Raw genomic sequence first — 22012 nt, 5'->3', positions numbered from 1 at the left:
GTTATCGGCGATCATTGCGACAACCTCAGGGTATCGCATGACCTGCTGCAAAGGGTGCATGGAATGACATCATTTTATCTGCAGATTTTAATGCCGATGCTTTCATGCGGCGACCGACCCGGTTCTGACAGGGCGGTCCGTGACGAAAGCGGACGAAAAAGGTAGCTTAACTACAAAAGAGTGCCAATTCAGATAGACTGATGCACTCCCATTCGAGACCGTGACAGGTGAGGTTTTCATGCATACCACCCTGACCCGCGTGACCCGGCGCATCATCGAGCGCTCCGCGTCACGTCGCGCCCTGTATGAAGCCCGCATGCAGGCGCAGCATCGCCGTGGTGTTCATCGCGGCGCCCTTGACTGCGGCAACCTGGCCCATGGCTTTGCCGCCTGTAATGCTTCCGACAAGCAGCAGCTCAAGCTCAGTAATAGTGCCAATCTGGGGATCATCACGTCCTATAACGACATGCTCTCGGCCCATCAGCCCTTCGAGCGCTTCCCCGACATCATTCGCGAAGCGGCACGCCGCATGGGATCAACGGCGCAGGTGGCCGGCGGTGTGCCGGCCATGTGCGACGGGGTCACCCAGGGCCAGCCGGGCATGGAGCTGTCGCTGTTCTCGCGTGACAACATCGCTCGCAGTGCGGCCATCGGGCTTTCCCACAATATGTTTGATGCGGCGCTTTACCTGGGCGTATGTGACAAGATCATTCCAGGGCTTTTTATTGCCGCCGCCCGCTTTGGGCACCTGCCGGCGGTTTTTGTTCCCGCCGGCCCCATGCCCAGCGGCCTGCCCAACAAGGAAAAGGCGCGCATTCGTCAGAGGTTTGCCGAAGGCAAGGTCGGGCGCACCGAGCTTCTTGAATCCGAGTCGGCCTCCTATCATGCGCCCGGCACCTGCACCTTTTACGGCACGGCCAACTCCAATCAGTTGATGATGGAGATCATGGGGCTGCACCTGCCGGGGTCTTCCTTTGTCAATCCGAACACGCCGCTGCGTGATGCCCTGACCGCTCATGGCACCGAACGGGCGATCAAGAACTCGGAGCCGGGCGGCCACTATCTGCCCTTCTGGCAGCAGATCGACGCTCGCGCCATCGTCAACGCGCTGGTCGGGCTTCTGGCCTCGGGCGGCTCCACCAACCATACCATGCATCTGATTGCCATGGCCGGTGCCGCGGGTATCACCCTGAACTGGGATGATTTCGACGAGCTTTCGGCAGTGGTGCCGAGTCTTATGCACGTCTATCCAAGCGGGCAGGCGGATGTGAACCACTTTCACGCGGCCGGCGGCATGAGCGTATTGATCCGCGAGCTGCTCAAGGGTGGCCTGCTGCACGGTGATATCCCGACCGTAACGGGCAGGACGCTGGCAGAAAGCTACCTTCAGGAGCCCTTTCTGGAGGGAGAGAAGCTCGTCTGGCGTGAGGGGCCGGCACAGAGTCTGGACCCGGAGGTGCTCACCGACATCAACCATCCCTTTTCGCCCACGGGTGGACTGGCGGTGCTGGATGGCAATCTCGGTCGCGGCGTGATCAAGGTCTCCGCGGTCAAGCCGGAGTTTCGCGTGATCGAGGCGCCGGTCAGGGTGTTTGCCGATCAGGAGTCGCTCAAGACAGCCTTCACCAACGGCGAGCTTGAGCGTGATGTCATCGCTGTGGTGCGCTTTCAGGGCCCGCGTGCCAACGGTATGCCGGAGCTTCACAAGCTCACGCCCTATCTCGGCTCGCTGCTCGATCGCGGCTTCCGCGTGGCGCTGGTGACCGATGGTCGCATGTCAGGTGCTTCCGGCAAGGTGCCGGCAGCGATTCACATGACGCCGGAAGCGGTGGATGGCGGGCCGCTGGCGCGCCTTCGTGATGGCGACATGGTGCGACTCGATTCGATCAACGGCCGTCTCGAGGTGCTGATCGATGCCGATGAGTTCAACGCCCGACCGGACGCCGGCGTCGATCTCGCGTCGTATCATCACGGTCTGGGCCGGGAAATGTTTGCCGGCATGCGTCAACTGGTAGGCAGCGCCGAGGAGGGGGCCAGCACCTTTGGCGGTTTTGAGGCCGCCGAGGTGGTCGCCGGTGCACCGGTGAATGCCGCGAAGGCTTCAGTCTGAACCGATGGCATAAATGACCGCACCGGGCGCGGGCCCGGTGCTGTCATGAGCGAGCAGGACGTGACGTTATGATCAGGCCTGCGTCGATCCGGCATCACGCGCGTTCTGATGGGGCTGCTGCGCCGTATGGAAGGGAACTTCTGTCAGAGGCGCCAGCGGCTTGCGCGCACGCACGCAGTCGGCAAGCTTCTCCGCCATCATGATGGTGGTAGCATTCAGGTTGCCGGTCACGATCACGGGCATGAGCGAGGCGTCGATCACGCGCAGTCCTTCCATGCCATGGACGCGTCCCTGACCGTCGACCACTGCATCCGGTCCTTCGCCCATTCGGCAGGTGCCGCAGGGGTGGTAAGCGGTCTCGGCATGATGACGCACAAAGTCATCGAGCTGCTCGTCGCTTTGAATCTCCGCGCCAGGGGCAATTTCTCGACCGCGGTAGGGGTCCATGGCCGGCTGTTCGATGATGCGGCGCGTCACGCGAATGGCATCGCGAAACTCTTCCCAGTCACGCGCCTGGCTCATGTAGTTAAAGAGAATGCTGGGCGCTTCGTCCGGGTTGCGTGATTTGATTTTGACGCGTCCCCGACTTTTCGAGCGCATCGAGCCGACATGGGCCTGAAACCCGTGGGCCTGCACGGCGCTCTTGCCGTTGTAGCTGATGGCGCACGGCAGGAAGTGATACTGCAGGTTGGGCCAGGATTCGCCCTCGTCGGTGCGAATGAAGCCACCGGCCTCGAACTGATTGCTGGCGCCAATCCCCTTGCCCTGAAACAGCCACTGCGCACCGATGGCAGGCTGGTTGTACCATTTCAGTGCCGAGTAGAGTGTGATGGGCTGTTTGCATTCGTACTGGATGTACATCTCCAGATGGTCCTGCAGATTTTTGCCCACGCCCGGCAGCTCGTGGACCACATCGACGCTCATCTCGTTGAGCCACTCTGGATCACCGATTCCGGAGCGCTGCAGGATGGCCGGAGAGGCGATGGCGCCGGCACACAGCAGCACTTCACGACGCGCGCGTACTTCCTGCTGGGTGCCCTTGCGGGCATAGGCCACGCCCGTGGCCCGCTTGTCCCGGCACAGGATGCGGTCGGTGACGGCGTGAGTTTCGATCGTGAGGTTGTGGCGATGGCGAGAAATATCGAGATAGCCCCGCGCGGTCGAGGATCGGCGACCGTTGGGCGTGGTGGTGCGATCCATCGGGCCAAAGCCTTCCTGCTTGTAGCCGTTGAGATCGTCGGTTTCCCCGAACCCTGCCTGCTTGCCGGCCTCGATAAAGGCACGATTGACCGGATTGGTGGTCGGTTTGGGGGTGGCCACCTGTACCGGGCCGTGATCGCCATGGTAATCATTGCCGCCGATGTCGCGGGTTTCAGCCTTTTTGTAGTAGGGCAGACAGTGAGCGTAGCTCCAGTCCTCGAGACCCGGCTGCTCGGCCCAGCCTTCCAGATCCATGGCATTGCCGCGGATATAGCACATGCCGTTGATCAGTGAGGAGCCCCCCAGCCCCTTGCCGCGCCCGCACTCCATTCGACGCTGGTTCATGAAAGGTTCCGGGTCGGTCTCGAAGGCCCAGTTGTAGCGCTTGCCCTGTAGCGGATAGGCCAGCGCTGCCGGCATCTGGGTGCGAAAGTCCAGTCGATGGTCCGGGCCGCCGGCTTCCAGCAGCAGGACAGTGACGTCATCGTCTTCACTCAGACGTGCCGCCAGAACGTTACCGGCTGAACCGGCACCGATGATGATGTAGTCATATTCACGCATGTCAGCCATCAAGCAGGCCCTCCTGACAGGTCATGGGCCGGGAATCGAGCGACGCTTTATCTCGATACCCGCCGCGGCACAATGAAAAGCGGTGATCAAAAGGCCGATTCGAAGGGGCCCATCTCGATCTGAATGGACTTGACCCTCGTATAGTGTGCAAGCGTCAGCAGCCCGTTTTCCCGACCCACGCCGGACTGCTTGTAGCCGCCGACCGGCATTTGTGCCGGACTGTCGCCCCAGGTGTTGATCCAGCAGATACCGGCTTCGAGCTGGTGTGCCACGCGATGTGCGCGGTTCAAGCCCTCGGTGAAAAGCCCGGCGGCCAGACCGTAATCGGTGTCGTTGGCACGGCGAATGACGTCCTCTTCGTCATCAAAGTCCAGAATCGACATGACGGGCCCGAAAATCTCTTCTGTCACGATGCGCATATCATCGCGGCAGTCAGTAAAGATGGTGGGCGCCACAAAGGCGCCTTTGCCGAAGTCGCCCTCCGTCATGCGCGCTCCGCCCACCAGCAGTCGAGCACCGTCCTGCTGGCCGATCCTGAGATAGTCGCAGACCTTGTCCAGATGCTCGAAGCTGACCAGTGGGCCGAAATTGGTGCTCGGATCCAGCGGATCACCGGCCTTCATGCGCTCGACACGCTCAAGCAGCTTCGCTTCAAAGGCGTCCTTGACCGAGCGCTCCACAAACACCCGCGTTCCGTTGGTGCACACCTGACCGCTGGAGTAGAAGTTGGCCATCATCGCACCATCGGCGGCGCGGTCGAGATCCGCATCGGCAAACACGAGCAGGGGAGACTTGCCGCCCAGCTCCATGGTGACTTCCTTCAGCGACGAGGCGGCCGAGGAGGCCATCACCTTTTTGCCGGTCCCCACTTCGCCGGTAAAGGAGATCTTGTCGATGCCGGAGTGCTCGGTCAGCATGGCGCCGACGCGTCCGTCGCCCTGAACGACGTTGAAAACGCCATCGGGCAGGCCTGCTTCGGTGAAAATCTCGGCCAGCATCAGTGTGGTCAGCGGAGTGACCTCGCTGGGCTTTAAAATCATGGCATTGCCGGTCGCCAGCGCCGGGGCGGACTTCCAGCAGGCAATCTGAATCGGGTAGTTCCAGGCGCCAATGCCGGCGCAGACGCCAAGCGGCTCACGCCGGGTATAGGCAAAGGAGTCCGAACGTACGGGAATCTGCTCGCCTTCCACTGCAGCGGCAAGGCCGGCGTAGTACTCCAGAACATCCGCGCCGGTCACGATATCCACTGCGGTGGTTTCGCTCAGCGGCTTGCCGGTGTCCATCGATTCGATGCGAGCAATCTCGTCGTTTCGCTCGCGCAGCAGTGCCACGGCGCGATTGAGGATGCGCGAGCGCTCAACGCCGGTCATGGCGGCCCATATCTTCTGGCCACGCCGCGCCGAATCAACCGCTCGATCAACGTCGCTTTGAGAGGCCTGTTGAACTTCGGCCAGCACGTCACCGTTGTAGGGGTTGATGGACTCGAAGGTTTCACCGGAGCTTGCGTCAACGCGCTTGCCGTCGATATAGAGCTGCTGGATGTTGAAAACGGCCATGTTGTTTTCTCCCGGGTAAAAATGGTGTCTGACGATGACAGGGCAGGGCGTCAGCGCCTGCTGTTGCCATAAAGCTGTTCATCAACGTAGCGGCAGGCCAGCGCCACGGCATCCGAGATGTCGAATTTCTCGGGCGCCAGCGCGCCACGCAGCCAGAGACCGTCGATGATGGCGGCCAGCCCACGGGCTGCCGAGCGCGCCTGTGTGGGCGTCATGTGCTTTCTGAACTGATAGCAGATATTGGAATAAAGCCGTCGGTCGTTGACCCGCTGCAACCGCTGCAGGCTGGGCTTGTGCATGCTGGTGGTCCAGAAGGCCAGCCAGGTCTTCATGACCGCGCGGCTAATCTGGCTGCGATCAAAGTTGCCCTCCACAATGGCGTAAAGGTGGGTTCTGGCATCGCTGTTGCCGAGCGCTTGTCGCCGCCGGGCCACCGAGGCGCCGAGATCGCCGAGGATATAGCGCATGGTGGCTTCGAGCAGCCCATCCTTGCCGCCGAAATAATGGCTGATAATGCCGGCAGAGACGCCAGCGCGGCCTGCAATCTGCATGATGGTGCTGTCGGCCAGACCCGCTTCATCGATCGTTGCCATGGTGGCATCGATCAACTGTTGCCGACGAATGGGCTCCATACCTACCTTGGGCACGGTTTTCCTTCTCCTGTGATGGAAGGGCTGAAAGTGGTTCCAGCGTAGTCATTTTTTGTTGAACGATCAATCAATGAAGGGTGGTCAGCCTGTTGAGATGCCTTCTGCCATCATTGGATGCCATTTGCTGTCATTGAAAGGGAGAGAGCGTGCTGTTCATTGTCTTCTTTAGAGCGATTCCGTGTCAGGGATTGGCATTATTTGAGCGCTTCTGTACAATTCGCCCGGTCGCTGGCTACGTAGCTCAGCTGGTTAGAGCACATCACTCATAATGATGGGGTCCCCTGTTCGAATCAGGGCGTAGCCACCAGCGACAGTAGTCTCCGTGTCAGCATGAAGGATGAAACAAGCGCTCTGAAAGGCTTGACCTTTTTTCTAAACTACGTATACTACGCCGCGTGTTCGGAAAGACATTCCCCGATAGCTCAGTTGGTAGAGCAAATGACTGTTAATCATTGGGTCGCAGGTTCGAGTCCTGCTCGGGGAGCCACTAAAATCCGTACATCGTTGTTCCCTGATAGCTCAGTTGGTAGAGCAAATGACTGTTAATCATTGGGTCGCAGGTTCGAGTCCTGCTCAGGGAGCCACATCTTCTCTCCTTGTTACAACACGTCTTCCTTGACTGCATTGTCCTCTCCCGATATTTAATTATTGCAGATACAGATAATTGAGTTCGCTCGCTTCTATATTAAAATCAGCTTAAAATATTAGTCACTGTTTCGAAGAAAATGCCAGCCATTGTCTGATTCTGAAAGACCTGCCTGCTACTGTTTGACTCCATAAATTCCGTTTGCTATAAGAATCCGTGGCTGGTCACGATAAACAGTCATTGCTGTTTGACGTTTTCAAACTCTTTCCCGGACTGTTAGTCCCCTCTGTTGATCGGTAATTTTCTTTTCCTTTGCCAATATTACACAGTATCGGCGGTGGGTGTTCTATTTCAGCATGCCGGCCCGGCCAGTAACATCAAAAACATGTGCAGCCTGCATGGCGTCGTGACACCGCCCGCTCATGCTTTATGGCATCTTGTCTGTTCGCAATATCAAATAATATTCAGGAATGTAGAATAATGCCTCGCGAGAGAAGTCTGTCCATCAAGGATAAATGGTCACTTGATAATCAGCTCGGCGAAATGCTGAGAAGCCTTGAAAAGGAAGAAACTGTCGCCCCCGCTTTTTTTGATGAGCTTGAGGCGCTGATGAAGAGTTACGACATGAGTCATCATGATACTCTCAAGATACTGGAACTCATACAGCAGTCATCAACTGACAATTAAAATTTATCAAGTATTAAATTTAAAAGTATTAAACTTTTTATGCAGTCATGATTCCAGACAATAAAAAGGGCTGCCTGTTTCAACAGGCAGCCCTTTTTTCAGGCTTTTTTATGGCCGGGGAGCACTCTGACTGGTGCCCTGAATGTTGCCGGGCAGCAGGGCATAGTCGAGCAGGATTTCAACGCTCTCGTCCGTTGCGGCCTGTTGAATGGGTGATTCGGATTCCGTATCGCTATCGCCGGTCTGCAGCGCTTCGTCGCGAGCATCGGTCCAGGTGTCAATCTCCGGCATTCCCAGCGCCCGGCGACGCTGATTTTCAAGCGCCAGCTGTTCGGCTTCCTGAGCTTCCATCTCGCGCTTTCTCTGTTCCCGGTTGAGACTGACCGTGTTGTTCTGCGCCTGGAACTGCTCGGCCAGCTGCGCCTCACGTACCAGATAGCGGAAATTGGGGTTATTCCGGGCACGCTGATCGTGCTTTTGATCGAGCTGGTTCACGTACTGCCAGGGTTCGCCATACTGGCGATAGCTTACCGGTCTTACCGTATCCCACGGCATGGCGAAATCGAGGGCGCTTTCACCGATCTCATCCTTGTCGATCAGGCTCGGGAAGGCGATGTCCGGTTCGACTCCGCGCAGCTGGGTGCTCTCTCCCGAGATACGATAGAACTTGGCGCGCGTCAGTTTCAGCTCACCGTGACTCAGATCACTGAGGGTCTGGACGGTGCCCTTGCCGAAAGTCTGGTTGCCCAGTATCAGGCCGCGTCCATAGTCCTGGATAGCGCCGGCAAAGATCTCTGACGCCGAGGCCGACAGTCTGTCTACCAGTACGGCCAGCGGACCATCGTAGGCAACGCCGCGATCCGTGTCGCCATACAGGCTGATGCGCCCGCGCGCGTCGCGTACCTGAACGGTCGGGCCGCGATCAATGAACAGGCCTACCATCGAGTTGGCTTCCTGCAGTGCGCCGCCGCCGTTACCGCGCATGTCCAGCACGATGCCTTCCACGTTCTGCGCCTTCAGCTTGTCGATGAGCTGGGCGACATCGCGGGTCGAACTGCGATAGTTCTTGTCACCCGCCTGATAAGCATCAAAGTCGACGTAAAAGGCCGGTACCTTGATGACCCCGACGCGATGCTTTTCGCCGTTGCGATTTGTCTCGATAACACGGCTGCTGGCGGCCTGATCTTCCAGGCTGACGGTATCGCGCGTGATTTCGATGGTGCGCGTCTGGGTCACATCAATGGCCTTGGCCGGGATGATTTCAAGACGTACCTTTGAACCCTTCGGACCTCGAATATGCTCGACAACTTCGTCCAGACGCATGCCGATAACGCTGATCATGTCGCCGCTGTCGCCATCACCGACCGCCACGATGCGATCGGCAGGCTTGAGCTGTCCGCTGCGCTCGGCAGGGCCGCCGGAGACCAGACTGGATACGCGAACATACTCGCTGTCCTGCTGCAGCAACGCGCCGATGCCCTCGAGCGAGAGCTTCATCTGGATATCAAAGGACTCGCCGCGGCTGGGAGAAAGATATTCCGAGTGCGGGTCAATGGAGCCTGTGGCGGCGTTGAGAATCACGCTCAACACATCTTCGGTATTGGTCTGTTTGACCCGCGAAAGCTGACTCTTGTAGCGATCGGCCAGCTGTTTGGCGATCTTCTCGCTGCTCATGGGCTTGCCGTTGTCATCGGCTGGCGTTTCGGGATCGGGGGCGCGTGCCGGAACAGTAGCGATTTCGGACAGAACGCTGGTGTCGACCACCGGTGTGTCGTCTGATGTTTCCGGTGCCAGAGATAGCGTCAGGGCGGCGTTCTTGAGGCGTCGGCGCCAGAGATCATCAAGCTCGCTCTGGCTCTCGGCCCAGTTGGCATCCTCAAGATTGGTCGGCAGACGTTCGTTGCCGGTGAAATCAAAATCGGGCTGTTTTTCGAGCCGGTTGATCAGCCATTCCAGCCGATTTTCCAGTCGTGTCTGATAGAGATTATAAAACGCATAGACGCGATCCAGATCACCCTCTACCAGCATCTCATCCAGGTTCGTACGCAGATCGCCAAACTGTGCGATATCGTCGCGTGTCAGGTAGGCATGCTGGGAATCCAGCAGCTTCAGCATGCGGTTGAATACCTTTTCCGACCAGTCATTATTGAGCGTGACAGGCTCATAGTGGCCGTATTCAAGCGACTGAATGACTTCCCGAGACGCCTGTCGCCCCTCGTCGGTTGGCTTGATTGCCTCATTGCCCATCGCGGGCAGGGCAGTCAAAAGGCACAGAGCGAACACCGCAATATTGCGGGCTGGGGCAAACAGGCTCATCAAGGAAGCACTCCCGGGTTCATGTACACTTTGTGTTCTGTTTTTACGAGATTAAAAGGGTCTGTTGCAGGTCAGCAGGCAGGGCCATCATTGTAGCAGCCTGACACGCTTATCACCGATAGGTAGTATGGGAGAATTACGTGTTTCATTCCTCGACAATTACTGATTTATTCAATTTTCTCAAGTGTTCCCCTACGCCATGGCATGCCGTTGAGGAAATGACATTGCGCCTTGAAGCCGCCGGCTTTACAGCGCTGGACGAAACGCAGCCCTGGCAGCTGGTGCCCGGCAGACGATATTACTGCACGCGCGCCGGTGGTGCTCTGGTGGCCTTTCAACTGCCTGAAGGGCCGCTTGAGTCGCTGCGCATGATGGGGGCGCATACCGATAGCCCTGCCCTGCGATTAAAGCCGCAGCCCGTGCAGATGTCGGCTCAGTGGATGCAGCTGGGCGTTGAAGTCTACGGCGGCGCGCTGCTGGCCCCCTGGTTTGATCGTGACCTGGCTGTGGCAGGGCGGGTCTACCTGCGTGACGCGCGCGGTGCCCTGAAAGAGCAGCTCTTTCAGGTAGACCGGCCCGTGGCGATTATTCCAGGTCTCGCCATTCACCTTGATCGCGAGGCCAACCAGGGCAAGGTGCTCAATGCCCAGACGCAGATGGCGCCTGTGATCTGGCAGGCTGGTCCCGATCAGGCGCCGCCCTCCGTCGAGACACTGCTCAAGCGCTGGCTCCTTGATCAGCACGGTCTTGAGGATATCGGCATCATTGATTACGAGTTGAGCTTTTACGATGCGCAGCCGGCGTCGCAGACAGGGCTTGAAGGGGAAATGATCAGCGGGATGCGCCTTGACAACCTGCTGTCGTGCTACTGTGCAATGCGATCGCTGATCGACAGTGACGGGTCGCAGGGCGCGCTGTTCATTGCCAATGATCACGAGGAGGTCGGCAGTGGTAGTGCTGGTGGCGCTCAGGGCACGCTGCTGGGCGATGTCGTGTCCCGCTTGGCACAGGCGCAGGGAAATGGTGATGCCGAGGCCCGTATCCGGCTGCTGCAATCCTCGCGACTGATCTCCTGTGACAATGCCCACGCGGTGCATCCGAGCTATCCGGACAAGCACGACGCGCATCATCAGCCGGCGCTCAACCAGGGGCCTGTCATCAAGGTCAATGCCAGCCAGCGCTACGCCACCAGCGCTGCGACCGGCGCGCTTTTTCGCGAGATCTGTCGCGAGGCGGGTGTTCCTGTGCAGACGTTCGTCAGCCGTGCCGACATGCCGTGTGGCACCACGATCGGCCCGCTGAGCGCGACGCGCACCGGGGTGCCCACCCTCGATATCGGACTGGCGCAGTGGGCCATGCACTCCATTCGTGAAACGGCCGGGGCGCGTGATCCGGATTACCTGATCCGGGCGCTGACGGCGTTCTGCAATCGCAAGCAGCTGATCTGAAACAGGGCGGATGCGGGGGAGGGCAGACATAAAAAAACGGCATCCGAAGATGCCGTTTTTTAGTATCTGGTGGCTACGCCCTGATTCGAACAGGGGACCCCATCATTATGAGTGATGTGCTCTAACCAGCTGAGCTACGTAGCCCTGCAACGCGAGCGCATACTACGCAAAGCATGTGCTCGCGTCAAGCCTTGTGGAGGCGTTATCAGACGTTAAAACGAAAATGCACCACGTCGCCGTCCTTGAGCACGTATTCCTTGCCTTCCAGACGCCACTTGCCGGCTTCCTTGGCACCCTGTTCACCGCCAAGCGCCACGAAGTCTTCATAGGCGACCACTTCGGCACGGATAAAGCCCTTCTGGAAATCGGTATGAATGACGCCGGCCCCCTGGGGTGCGGTGGCACCAACCGGCACCGTCCAGGCACGGACTTCCTTGACGCCGGCGGTGAAGTAGGTCTGAAGGCCCAGCAGGCCGTAGCCGGCGCGAATCACGCGATCCAGCCCCGGCTCTTCCATGCCCAGCTCATCAAGGAACATGGCGCGCTCTTCTTCTTCCAGCTCGGCAATCTCGGCTTCGATCTTGTTGCAGACCGGAACGACCACGGCGCCTTCTTCGGCCGCAATGGCATTGACGATATCCAGATGCGGATTGTTTTCGAACCCTTCCTCATGAACATTGGCAATGTACATGGTCGGCTTGAGCGTCAGAAATCCAAAGCCTTTCAGAAGCTTCTTTTCGTCATCACTCAAACCGAAGCTGCGCAGCGGCTGACCTTCCGCCACGTGGGGCTGAATGCGCTCCAGCAGCGATTTGCTGGCCAGCGCTTCCTTGTCGCCCCCCTTGGCAACGCGTGCCAGGCGCTGAATGCCGCGCTCTACGCTGTCCAGATCCGCCAGAGCCAGCTCGATATTGATGGTTTCGATATCGGCGCGCGGGTCGACCTGGTTGGAAACGTGAATCACGTTGTCATCGTTGAAGCAGCGTACGACATGGGCAATCGCATCGGTTTCGCGGATGTTGGCCAGAAACTGGTTGCCCAAGCCCTCACCCTTGGAAGCGCCGGCCACCAGACCTGCAATATCGACAAACTCCATGGTGGTCGGGATGACCTTTTCCGGCTTGACGATTTCGGCCAGTCGATCGAGGCGAGGGTCCGGCATCGGCACGATACCGGTATTGGGTTCGATGGTGCAGAAGGGGAAGTTTTCTGCATCAATGCCTGATTTGGTAAGTGCGTTGAAAAGCGTCGATTTGCCTACGTTGGGCAGGCCGACAATACCGCAATTGAATCCCATGGGTGTACATCCTGCAGTGTAGGGCGAAGTGTTCGATACGACCCGGTGCACGGGCCTATGGATATGGCGCGAAGTTTACCTGCTGGCATGGTTGCCTCGCTACCGTGCGGACGACTTGCGGCGCCCGGCCAGACCTACGCCGCAGGCGGCAAGCAGCATGCCGCCGGCCTGCAATAGCGTCAGTGTTTCATCAAACAGCAGCCAGCTCAGCAGCGCGACTACTGGCGGCACCAGATAAAAAAGCGAAGCCACGCTCGATACCGAGCCGCGGCGTATCATGACCAGCAGCAGGGAGATGGCGCCGACTGACAGGCCAAAAACCGACCATAGAAGGCCCATCCAGGCCTGCCAGACAAGATCGAAGCGCATGCTTTCGGTGGCCATCGCGACCGGCAGCGTTACCACCAGCGCGCCGATGAACTGAATGGCAGCGTTGGTACGAAGGTCAAGACCGGGGCCGGCCCGCTTCTGCCATATGGTGCCAAGCGTAATGCTCAGCATGGCGATCAGGACCGCTGCAAGCGGCATCGGATCGACCTTGCCGAAATCGGTATTCATCCCGGGCAGCAGCACCAGCACAGTGCCGACAAGGCCGATCAGTACGCCCAGCCACTGTCGGACGTCGGGGCGCTCGTTGAGCATCGATATGGCCAGAAGGGTGGTGGCCAGCGGCTGCAGACCGACCACCAGCGCGGCCACACCTGCCGGCAGACCGCGATCAACGGCCCAGAACACGCCGCCCAGATAAAAACTTTGCAGCAGAATGCCGACCAGCAGTGCCCGCGTCCATTCTGCCCGCCCGCGTGGCCAGCTGGCACCCACGGCCCGGGCGATCATTGCAAAGACCAGAGCGCTGAGCAAAAAGCGATAGCACAAAAAGGTCAGCGGATCGGACCACGGCGCCACCAGCCGGGCAGCGATAAATCCGGTGGACCAGATGCCGACAAAGGCCAGCGGAACAAGGCGCTCGAGGGTCATGACAGATCAGCTCCGGCAGCGATGGGCGCGTAGTATCAGGCGGCGCTGAAACTGTGAAGCTGGTTCATGGCGCGGGCCTGATCACCGGAAAGCGCCAGCGGCAGGGTCTCGAGAGCGGCGTCGATGGCCTCGTCAATGGCACGACGTTCGCTCTTGCCCGGCGCGCCCAGCACGTAATTGACCACCTGGCTGGCGCTGCCGGGGTGGCCGATGCCCAGCCTCAGGCGATGAAAGTTCCTGTTCTGGCCCAGTGCATTGATGGTGTCACGTAGACCGTTATGGCCACCATGGCCGCCGCCCTGCTTGTAGCGCGCCTGACCGGGCGGCAGATCCAGCTCGTCATGGATAACCAGCAGCGACTCGGGGGGCAGCTTGTAAAAGGCAGCCAGTGCGCCGATCGACTGGCCGCTGTGATTCATGTAAGTGGAGGGGGCCAGCAGATGAATATCCCGGCCTTCCATCGTAATACGGGCGTAATGACCCAGCAGCTTGCGCTCGCTGCGAAGTGTGGTGTGATGGCGCTCTGCCAGCGCATCGATCAGCCAGAAACCGGCGTTATGACGGGTCTGCGCGTATTGGGTGCCCGGATTGCCCAGCCCTATGATCGCCTTGATATCGCTCATGAGGTGTTCTCGCTCGTTGATCACAACGCCCTGCGCACGGCAGGCCATAAAACGAAACGGCCGGTCAAACCGGGCGCTTGGCCCGGCCCGACCGGCCGTCAGGTATCAGATGGCGGCTGCCATCCTTAGACCTGTTCGCCCTCGCCGCCGTTTTCGGCGTCGGTGCGATCGACATCGCTGGACGGCTCGCCTTCACCTTCGGCGTCGTCCGTGCCGCGATCCGGATGCGTGATGGTCACGATACCCATGTCGTGGTCTTCACCGTGGGTCAGGGCCACAACGGTGACACCCTTCGGCATCGGGATGTCGGACAGGTGCAGGGTGTCGCCCAGTTCCATGTTGGCCACGTTGACTTCCAGATACTCGGGAAGATCGGCCGGCAGGCAGCTGACTTCGACGTCGTTGGCCAGTACGTGCAGGACACCGTCCTGTTCACGAACGCCCTTGCACTCTTCATCGCCGGCGAAGTGCAGCGGTACGGTGATGGTCAGCTCGTGAGTGGCATCAACGCGCATGAAGTCGGCGTGCGTGATCAGCTCCTTGTAGGGGTGGCGCTGCAGATCACGAATGACGACCTGCTCCCTGGCACCATCAATGTCGATGTTGATGATGGAAGAGAAAAAGGCTTCGTCTTCCAGGGCCTTGTAGAAGGCCGGCTTGTCGATGGCGATCGGCTGCGGCTCGGCGCTGCCGCCATAGATGATGGCCGCGACACGTTCGTTCGCACGGCGCAGGCGGCGGCTCGCACCTTTCCCCAGCGCCGTACGAGCGACAGCGGTCAGTTGATAATCATGTTTCATGGGTTGGACCCTCATTGGTTCAAGTCGAAAACGACACGGCCCGCGACCAGGCTCGTGCCGTTTTATCGGGCTTTCGCATCACGCGAAAGCGAGTACCGGCGCGGGTTCAGTGGAACATCGCGCTGACGGATTCTTCATTGCTGACACGACGGATCGCCTCGGCGATCAGGCCGGCCACCGAGAGCTGGCGGATCTTGCCGCTGCGACGGGCGTGCTCGGCAAGCGGAATGGTGTCAGCAACGACCAGCTCATCGAGCTGGGATTTTGAAATATTGTCGACCGCCGGACCCGACAGGATCGCGTGCGTCGAATAGGCCAGTACGCGTCGGGCGCCGTGCGCCTTGAGCGCTTCGGCGGCCTTGCACAGGGTGCCGGCCGTATCGACCATGTCATCGACCAGCACGCAGGTGCGGTCCTTGATATCACCGATGATGTGCATCACCTGAGCCTGATTGGCCGATGGGCGACGCTTGTCGATGATGGCAAGATCTGCGTTGAGCTGCTTGGCGATGGCGCGGGCGCGAACGACACCGCCAACGTCGGGCGAGACGATGGCGATGTCGTCGTAATTCTGACGCTCGATGTCATCAAGCAGGATGGGCGAGCCGTAGACGTTGTCGACCGGCACGTCGAAAAAGCCCTGAATCTGGTCGGCGTGCAGATCCATGGTCATGACGCGATCGACGCCGGCCTTGACCATCATGTCGGCAACGACCTTGGCCGAAATCGGTACGCGCGCCGAGCGCACGCGACGATCCTGGCGGGCATAGCCGAAGTAGGGAACCACGGCAGTAATACGGGTCGCGCTGGCCCGACGCAGGGCATCCACCATCAGGATCAGTTCCATCAGGTTGTCATTGGTCGGTGCACAGGTCGACTGAAGGATAAAAACGTCCTTGCCGCGCACGTTTTCGTTGATCTCGACCGCGATTTCGCCATCGCTGAACTGACCGACCGTGGCGTGGCCCAGGCGGTTATCAAGGCTCTCGGCCACCTTGCGGGCAAGCTCGGGGTTGGCGTTCCCCGCAAAGACCATCAGTTTAGACACGCGCAGCCACCTTTGGACGCTTGTAGAAAATCGGGGTGGTGTGAAGTCAGACGTGAGTGACATCGAAAAGAGATGGCTGGGGTACCAGGATTCGAACCTGGGAATGCCGGTACCAGAAACCGGTGCCTTACCACTTGGCTATACCCCAGTAACCTTTGATGCAAGCACTGACGCTGATGCTTCATGATACTCCGGTATCCGATGATACCTGAAGCCTGTTCAGAGCCTGGTGCAGAGGAGAGATGTTACAACCGCGTGCCCTGAAAACGCTCCAGCGATCCGGGTACGCATGCCGAGCGATACCATAAAGTATCTCCCTTTCCAGTTCAAGCGCTGACGTCTCGCTTTCGAGAGGGCAGAAAACGCAGGCGCCGGTTCCGGTCAGCATGGCGGGTCCGTACTGACGAAGCAGGTCAATGACCTCGCCGATTTCCGGCTCGAGCCTTCGCACCACGGCCTCGCAGTCGTTGTGGCCTCCCTGCAGGGCGCGCGACATACTAATCAAGGGGGTGTCGCGTGTCAATTGCGGATGCCCGAAAACGCCGGCTGTCGATACGCTTATGCCCGGATGAATCACCACAAACCAGGGGGTATCCAGCGCCGCCGGCACCAGCCGCTCGCCGACACCTTCTCCCCAGGCCGCAAAGCCGCGGACAAACACGGGGACGTCTGCACCCAGTGACAGCCCCAGCATGGCCAACTGATTGGTGTCCAGTCCGAGCTGCCAGAGATGGTCGAGCGCCAGCAGCGTGGTCGCAGCATTGGAGCTGCCGCCGCCCAGACCGCCGCCCATGGGAAGCTTTTTGTCGAGGGTGATCTCCACACCCGGCAGCGGACGATCGACGCTGGCCTGCAGGAGTCGGGCGGCGCGCAGAATCAGATTGTCCTCGGCGCTGACGCCTGCAAGCTGCGGCGAGAGAAAGATGGATTCATCCTCTCGAAGACGAAAGTGCAGGGTGTCGCCGTCATCCAGAAACTGAAACAGGGTCTGCAGCTCGTGATAGCCGTCGTTGCGTCTGCCCACGATGTGCAGCATGCGGTTGAGCTTGGCCGGCGCCGGCAGAGTCAGCGAGGTGGGGCTGTTCATGGCAGCTCTGCCTGCTCCGGCTGCCAGCGATTGATGACCAGCGTGGTGCGAATGTCGTCATAGGTCATGACGAGCCTGCGCGGCAGCCAGAGGCCATCGGCCCGGGACCAGTCGCGATAGTCAATATGCCAGCCGGCCTGATCCAGCGTGGCCGGGAAGCCAGCATCATCTTCGCTCATGCTGTGAGGGGCGCGCGGGTCGGGCAGGCCGCGTACCCAGTACACCAGCGAGGACAGCGGCAGCGACCAGCCCATCTGCTGTGCCATCAGCGCCTCCGGCGTGGCGGCCTGAAAGGTACCGTCGCCGTTGGTCAGCGTGACTTTCTGTCCGTCCCCTTCCAGCGTATTGCGGCCGGTGCCCCAGGGGCCGCTGACCGAGATGCGATACTGACTGGCGCGCTGGGTCCAGTCGAGATTGGCGCTCTGGCTGTCTTCGGGGGTACGGATGCCGACCTTGCCGGCCGCCGTCCAGGTATCGAGCGCTTCAAGCCGGGACTGCTGCGCGCGCCAGTCGCCCGGGTGGCGATCCTCCATTTGCGATGGCGCCTGGGTGGCACAGCCGGCCAGTAAAAGGATCAGGGCGAGGGTCAGAAATCGCAGCGTGCGACCGGTCGCAGGGCCTGATGTCATGAGTCTTTCTCCGGGGAAGGGATGGTCGTTGAAGTCGTGGTTTCGGGAAGCGGACTGAGCGGTGCCAGCAGCGGATAGCGGCTCAGCAGGTCATCAATGGTCGGGTGGTTTTGAAAGCGCGTCGTGGCGCCAGCAATGATGCGACGCGCCTGTTCGGTGTCACCGCTCGCCCAGAGTGCTTCTGCCAGATGGGCGGCAACTTCTTCATCCGGCATCAGGGCGTAGGCCTGCTTGAGCAATGCGATGGCCTGGTCCAGCTGACCCAGATGAAAGTGGACCCAGCCCAGACTGTCGATGACCGGTGCCGAGTCCGGTGCCAGCCTGTAGGCGCGTTTCAGAAGTCCGAGCGCCTCTTCATGTCGATCGGTCTGCTCGGTCAGGGTATAACCCAGCGCGTTGAGCGCATCGACATTGTCGGGATTACGCTCGAGCAGGGTATGCATGTCACGCTCCATGGCCTTGAGATCCTGATGCTCAAGGGCACGAATCGCTCGTATATAAAGAAGATCGTCGTTATCGGGGGCATGCGCCTGGATGGCGCTTTCGAGTAGTTGATCGGCTCGCGCCCGCTGGTCGTTCTGATCCAGCAGTGACAGGGAAATTTCCGTCAGGGCGGCAGACTGATCGGGATAATCATCTTGCTGGGCGTGCAGCCACTCCAGTGCGTCATCCACACGCTGATACTCGGCCAGCAGCTGAACGCCGCGTACACGCGCAGCCATGAAATGATCGCCTTCGGGCACACGAGCATACAGTTTCAATGCCTGATCGATATCATCAAGCTTTTCGCTGGCTGCACCTGCCAGCATGTACAGCTCGCCTGACGGTGAAGGAATATCATCCTTCAGGGCCGGCATCAGCAGTCGCCGTGCGGCGTCAGGATGGTCATTGCGCAGATAGAGCCGTGCCAGCGCCAGACGCAGCTGGAGGTTGTCCGGCATGCTCTGCATCAGGGTATTGAACTGCTTCTCGGCCGCATCAACATCGTCCATGGCGAGATTGGCCTGCGCCATCGCCAGAATGAAGCGGTTGTCCTGCAAGGCGAGCCCGTGGCCGCGCCGGGCGTATTCAAGCGCCTTGATGGGATGATCCTGATCCAGTGCGATCTGGCTGCGGGCCAGCCAGAGGGCCGGCAGGTTGTCATCCAGCGCCTCGGCGCGTTCAAGATCATGGCCGGCCTCGTCGTTATTACCCTGCAGCGACAGAAGAAGGGCACGCGTGATCAGCGCATGGGGATGGTCGGGATGACGCTTGATGTAGTTTTCAAGCGGTGCCAGCAGCTCCTCGGCGCTGGCGCCGCTGGTAATGGCGTCTTCCAGAAACGCCTCGAGCTCGGCGTCCTGTCCGCTGGCATCGACTTCCAGCAGCAGTGCCATGGCGGTGGTCCACTCACCCTGCTCGGCCGCCGCGGCCGCCAGAATGCGTCGCGGAGCGGCGCTTTCGTTGTCCAGCGCTGCCCAGCGGTTGGCGGCGGCCACGATCAGCCGTGGGTCACGGCTCAGGCGCGCCATCTGTGTGGCCCGGCGCGCCAGGGTGATGTCGTCGTGGCGTTCGCTCTGCGCCAGATAGGTTCTTGCGGCCAGACCCGTATCGCCGCGCTGTGCGGCAATGTCGGCGCCCAGAAGCGCACCGAAAGTGGCGCCGTCAAGACCCGGTGCAGTGGCCGAGTTCTTTGTCCGGGGGGCGGCATCCGAAGGTATCGCCTGATCGTCGGCCATCGCAGGAGATACCGGCCAGAATGCCAGGGGCAGCAGCAGGGCTGACATCGATAGCCATAGTGTGCGTTGACGCATCCGTGTCCTCATTGATGGCAAAACCAGGCAAGGCTATAACGCCGATCAAAGCGTTACATCCCATGGCGTCCGGCGCTATGTTAGAATGCACGGCAATGAAGTGCGAGCACCATGATAGAGCGCCATCCACTGGCGCTTTCCATGGCACGACATGCGCACTGTATCACTGATAACGGACCTGACCTGACAGACCCGGATACCTGACACATTATCCAGTCATGTCGCAGCGTTCTACACGAACGTTATAGCCAACACGGTATCACGATGCTTCTTTCCCTAGGCATCAATCATAGAAGTGCGACCCTTGAGGTACGTGAGCAGGTCGCTTTTTCCTCCAGTCAGATGGCACTGGCGCTTGAAGATCTGACCGCTCTTGATGAGGTCGAGGAAGCCGTCATCCTGTCGACCTGCAATCGAACCGAGATCTACTGTCGACTCGAGGGCGGCGACGAGCGTCTGATGCTTGAATGGCTCGGCCACTTTCACCGTCTGCCCGTGAGAGCGCTGGAGGACTGCGCACACTGGCATCGTGACGGCGAAGCGGCACGTCATCTCATGCGCGTCGCCTGTGGCCTGGACTCCATGGTGCTGGGTGAGCCCCAGATACTGGGCCAGATCAAGAGCGCCTATCAGATGGCCAGAACCCATCACACCCTGGGCAGCGAGCTCGAGCGTCTTTTCCAGCACACCTTTGCGGTGGCCAAGCAGGTGCGTACCGAAACCGGCATCGGTGAAAATCCGGTCTCGGTGGCCTATGCGGCGGTCAATCTGGCCGGTCGCATCTTCGACAATATTCGTCAGTCCCGGGCGCTTCTGATTGGCGCCGGCGAAACCATCGAACTTGTCGCGCGCCATCTCCGCGATGCCGGCATTCAGGGCATTATCGTGGCCAACCGCACGCGCGAGCGCGCCCAGACGCTGGCCGATGAGGTCAGTGGCGTGGCGATCGGGCTGGACGAGCTGGAAAACGCGCTGGTCTGTGCCGATATCGTGATCTCCTCGACCGGCAGCCCGACGCCACTGCTCGGCAAGGGCGTGGTCGAGTCGGCGCTGAAAACGCGCAAGCATCGCCCGATTTTCATGGTGGACATTGCCATCCCGCGGGATATCGAACCGCAGGTGGGCGAGCTGGATGACATCTTTTTGTACACGATTGACGATCTCAACGAGGTCATCAGTGAAAATCGGCGCTCCCGTCAGGCCGCCGCCGACCAAGCCGAAGAGATGATTCTGGCCAACGTGTCGGCCTGGCAGCACGAGCTTCGGGTGCGAAACGCCGGCGATCTGATCCGGCGCCATCGTCACCAGGCCGAACGCCTGCGCGCCGAGGCCGAGGCGGAAGCGCTGGCTGCCCTGTCGCGGGGACAGGACCCGGAACGGGTGATCCAGAAACTGACGCAGCAGCTCACCAACCGGCTGCTGCACGGCACCACTTCACGCATTCGCGCGGCCTCCGGCGCCGAGCGGGTGGATCTGATTCAGGCTGCGGAGGAACTCTTGATCGACGACAGCGCGCTGCACCGGGAAACGCCATGAAGGCCTCGCTCAGAGACCGTCTTGACGGCTTTGCCGAACGTTTTGAAGAACTTTCCAGGCTGCTTTCCGACCCGGGCGTCATCGGTGACCAGACCCGGTTTCGCAACTACTCGCGCGAATATGCCGATCTGGAAGCGCTGGTGGGGCAGTGGGCGCGCTATCGCACCCTTGAGACCGACCGCGACAGCGCCCGGCAGATGCTCGAGGATAGCGATCCCGACATGCGCGCCATGGCCCATGACGAGATCACTGAAATCGATGGTCAGCTCGAGGCACTTGAACCGCAGCTGCTGCAGCTTTTGATTCCGAAGGATCCAGACGATCAGCGCAGTGTCTATCTTGAAGTGCGTGCCGGCACCGGCGGCGATGAAGCCGCGCTCTTTGCCGGCGATCTCTTTCGCATGTACTCGCGCTACGCCGAAAGCCGCGGCTGGAAGATGGAAACCATCAGTGCCAGTCACGGCGAGCAGGGCGGCTTCAAGGAGATCATCGCTCGCGTGGCCGGCGGTGACATCTACGCCCGGCTCAAGTTTGAATCCGGCGCCCATCGTGTACAGCGAGTGCCGGCGACCGAGTCCCAGGGGCGCATCCATACTTCGGCCTGTACGGTAGCCGTAATGGCCGAGGCCGACGAGGTGGCCGAAGTCGAGCTCAACCCTGCAGACCTGCGCGTCGATACCTTTCGCGCCAGCGGCGCCGGCGGTCAGCACGTCAACACGACCGATTCCGCGATCCGCATTACTCACCTGCCGACCGGCACGGTGGTGGAGTGTCAGGACGAGCGCAGCCAGCACAAGAACCGTGCACGTGCCATGTCACTGCTGGCGGCGCGCCTCAAGCAGAGCGCCGAAAGCGCTCATCAGCAGCAGCAGTCCGACACGCGCCGCTCGCTGGTCGGCTCGGGCGATCGCAGCGAACGCATTCGCACCTATAACTTCCCGCAGGGCCGAGTCACCGATCACCGGATCAATCTGACGCTCTACAAGCTTGGTGAGGTCATGACTGGTGCGCTGGACGACATTATCGACCCACTGGTGCATGAATATCAGGCTGACCAGCTGGCGGCCATGACTGGTGAGAATGGCTGACGGGAATGGT

Annotated in this window: 17 protein-coding genes and 5 tRNA genes; 8 read left to right on the top strand and 14 right to left on the bottom strand. The window is 60.1% G+C overall.

From position 1 onward, the window contains the following. The first annotated feature begins 238 nt into the window (after nucleotides 1-238). On the top strand, nucleotides 239-2110 hold the full coding sequence (gene edd, locus BM079_RS14340) for a phosphogluconate dehydratase (RefSeq protein WP_090135411.1): 1872 nt from the start codon (nucleotides 239-241) through the stop codon (nucleotides 2108-2110). Nucleotides 2111-2182: 72 nt separating this feature from the next. Here the strand turns inward: edd and betA are convergent, their stop codons facing one another. From betA to betI, 3 genes are all read right to left on the bottom strand, one after another. Beyond that, nucleotides 2183-3880, bottom strand: coding sequence for a choline dehydrogenase (betA, locus tag BM079_RS14335; protein ID WP_090135409.1), 1698 nt, complete (start codon nucleotides 3878-3880; stop codon nucleotides 2183-2185). Nucleotides 3881-3966: 86 nt separating this feature from the next. After that, entirely contained in the window at nucleotides 3967-5436 is a 1470-nt protein-coding gene (betB, locus tag BM079_RS14330; RefSeq protein WP_090135407.1) for a betaine-aldehyde dehydrogenase, read from the bottom strand. A 50-nt stretch (nucleotides 5437-5486) separates the two neighbouring features. After that, nucleotides 5487-6083, bottom strand: coding sequence for a transcriptional regulator BetI (betI, locus tag BM079_RS14325; RefSeq protein WP_175489718.1), 597 nt, complete (start codon nucleotides 6081-6083; stop codon nucleotides 5487-5489). A 233-nt stretch (nucleotides 6084-6316) separates the two neighbouring features. Here betI and BM079_RS14320 point away from each other — a divergent pair. The 4 genes from BM079_RS14320 (at nucleotide 6317) to BM079_RS14305 (ending at nucleotide 7359) form a co-directional block, all read left to right on the top strand. Continuing rightward, nucleotides 6317-6393 (top strand) — tRNA-Met (locus BM079_RS14320). Between the two features lie 104 nt (nucleotides 6394-6497). Continuing rightward, a tRNA-Asn gene (locus tag BM079_RS14315) sits at nucleotides 6498-6573 on the top strand. A 21-nt stretch (nucleotides 6574-6594) separates the two neighbouring features. Beyond that, nucleotides 6595-6670: transfer RNA gene (locus BM079_RS14310), tRNA-Asn, on the top strand. Between the two features lie 482 nt (nucleotides 6671-7152). After that, nucleotides 7153-7359, top strand: a complete 207-nt coding sequence (locus tag BM079_RS14305; protein ID WP_090135403.1) for a hypothetical protein — start codon at nucleotides 7153-7155, stop codon at nucleotides 7357-7359. Nucleotides 7360-7467: 108 nt separating this feature from the next. Here the strand turns inward: BM079_RS14305 and BM079_RS14300 are convergent, their stop codons facing one another. Beyond that, nucleotides 7468-9675, bottom strand: a complete 2208-nt coding sequence (locus tag BM079_RS14300) for a carboxy terminal-processing peptidase (protein ID WP_090135401.1) — start codon at nucleotides 9673-9675, stop codon at nucleotides 7468-7470. A 140-nt stretch (nucleotides 9676-9815) separates the two neighbouring features. Here BM079_RS14300 and BM079_RS14295 point away from each other — a divergent pair, with 140 nt between their 5' ends. Further along, entirely contained in the window at nucleotides 9816-11123 is a 1308-nt protein-coding gene (locus BM079_RS14295; RefSeq protein ID WP_090135399.1) for a M18 family aminopeptidase, read from the top strand. A 67-nt stretch (nucleotides 11124-11190) separates the two neighbouring features. Here BM079_RS14295 and BM079_RS14290 read toward each other — a convergent pair. From BM079_RS14290 to BM079_RS14245, 10 genes are all read right to left on the bottom strand, one after another. After that, a tRNA-Met gene (locus BM079_RS14290) sits at nucleotides 11191-11267 on the bottom strand. 61 nt (nucleotides 11268-11328) lie between these two features. Then, nucleotides 11329-12420, bottom strand: a complete 1092-nt coding sequence (gene ychF, locus BM079_RS14285; RefSeq protein WP_090135397.1) for a redox-regulated ATPase YchF — start codon at nucleotides 12418-12420, stop codon at nucleotides 11329-11331. 99 nt (nucleotides 12421-12519) lie between these two features. Continuing rightward, on the bottom strand, nucleotides 12520-13398 hold the full coding sequence (locus BM079_RS14280) for a DMT family transporter (RefSeq protein WP_090135395.1): 879 nt from the start codon (nucleotides 13396-13398) through the stop codon (nucleotides 12520-12522). Between the two features lie 35 nt (nucleotides 13399-13433). Further along, nucleotides 13434-14021, bottom strand: coding sequence for an aminoacyl-tRNA hydrolase (gene pth / locus BM079_RS14275; RefSeq protein ID WP_090135535.1), 588 nt, complete (start codon nucleotides 14019-14021; stop codon nucleotides 13434-13436). Between the two features lie 125 nt (nucleotides 14022-14146). Then, a complete protein-coding gene (locus BM079_RS14270) occupies nucleotides 14147-14821 on the bottom strand; it encodes a 50S ribosomal protein L25/general stress protein Ctc (protein ID WP_090135393.1) in 675 nt (224 codons plus the stop codon). A gap of 106 nt (nucleotides 14822-14927) precedes the next feature. Then, nucleotides 14928-15869: a ribose-phosphate pyrophosphokinase gene (locus BM079_RS14265; protein ID WP_175489717.1), complete on the bottom strand. Its 942-nt coding sequence runs from the start codon at nucleotides 15867-15869 to the stop codon at nucleotides 14928-14930. Nucleotides 15870-15942: 73 nt separating this feature from the next. Further along, nucleotides 15943-16017: transfer RNA gene (locus BM079_RS14260), tRNA-Gln, on the bottom strand. A 33-nt stretch (nucleotides 16018-16050) separates the two neighbouring features. Then, nucleotides 16051-16956: a 4-(cytidine 5'-diphospho)-2-C-methyl-D-erythritol kinase gene (gene ispE, locus BM079_RS14255; protein WP_090135389.1), complete on the bottom strand. Its 906-nt coding sequence runs from the start codon at nucleotides 16954-16956 to the stop codon at nucleotides 16051-16053. Next, nucleotides 16953-17585 carry a lipoprotein insertase outer membrane protein LolB gene (gene lolB, locus BM079_RS14250; protein ID WP_090135386.1) on the bottom strand — a complete coding sequence of 211 codons (633 nt, stop codon included), beginning with the start codon at nucleotides 17583-17585 and terminating at the stop codon, nucleotides 16953-16955. The genes ispE and lolB overlap by 4 nt, the downstream gene beginning before the upstream one ends. Beyond that, the gene (locus tag BM079_RS14245; RefSeq protein ID WP_175489716.1) at nucleotides 17582-19378 is read right to left on the bottom strand and encodes a tetratricopeptide repeat protein; all 1797 of its coding nucleotides are present in this window, start codon (nucleotides 19376-19378) and stop codon (nucleotides 17582-17584) included. Before BM079_RS14245 ends, lolB begins: the two co-directional genes overlap by 4 nt. Before the next feature lie 264 nt (nucleotides 19379-19642). Here BM079_RS14245 and hemA point away from each other — a divergent pair, with 264 nt between their 5' ends. Next, nucleotides 19643-20914, top strand: coding sequence for a glutamyl-tRNA reductase (gene hemA, locus BM079_RS14240; protein WP_090135381.1), 1272 nt, complete (start codon nucleotides 19643-19645; stop codon nucleotides 20912-20914). Then, nucleotides 20911-22002: a peptide chain release factor 1 gene (prfA, locus tag BM079_RS14235; RefSeq protein ID WP_090135379.1), complete on the top strand. Its 1092-nt coding sequence runs from the start codon at nucleotides 20911-20913 to the stop codon at nucleotides 22000-22002. Before hemA ends, prfA begins: the two co-directional genes overlap by 4 nt. The last annotated feature ends 10 nt before the right edge of the window (nucleotides 22003-22012 follow it).

The sequence above is a fragment of the Kushneria avicenniae genome (assembly GCF_900112585.1).
GTDB lineage: Bacteria > Pseudomonadota > Gammaproteobacteria > Pseudomonadales > Halomonadaceae > Kushneria > Kushneria avicenniae.
The sequence above is the reverse complement of the archived record's forward strand: the minus strand, read 5'-3'. Positions and strand labels throughout refer to the sequence as shown.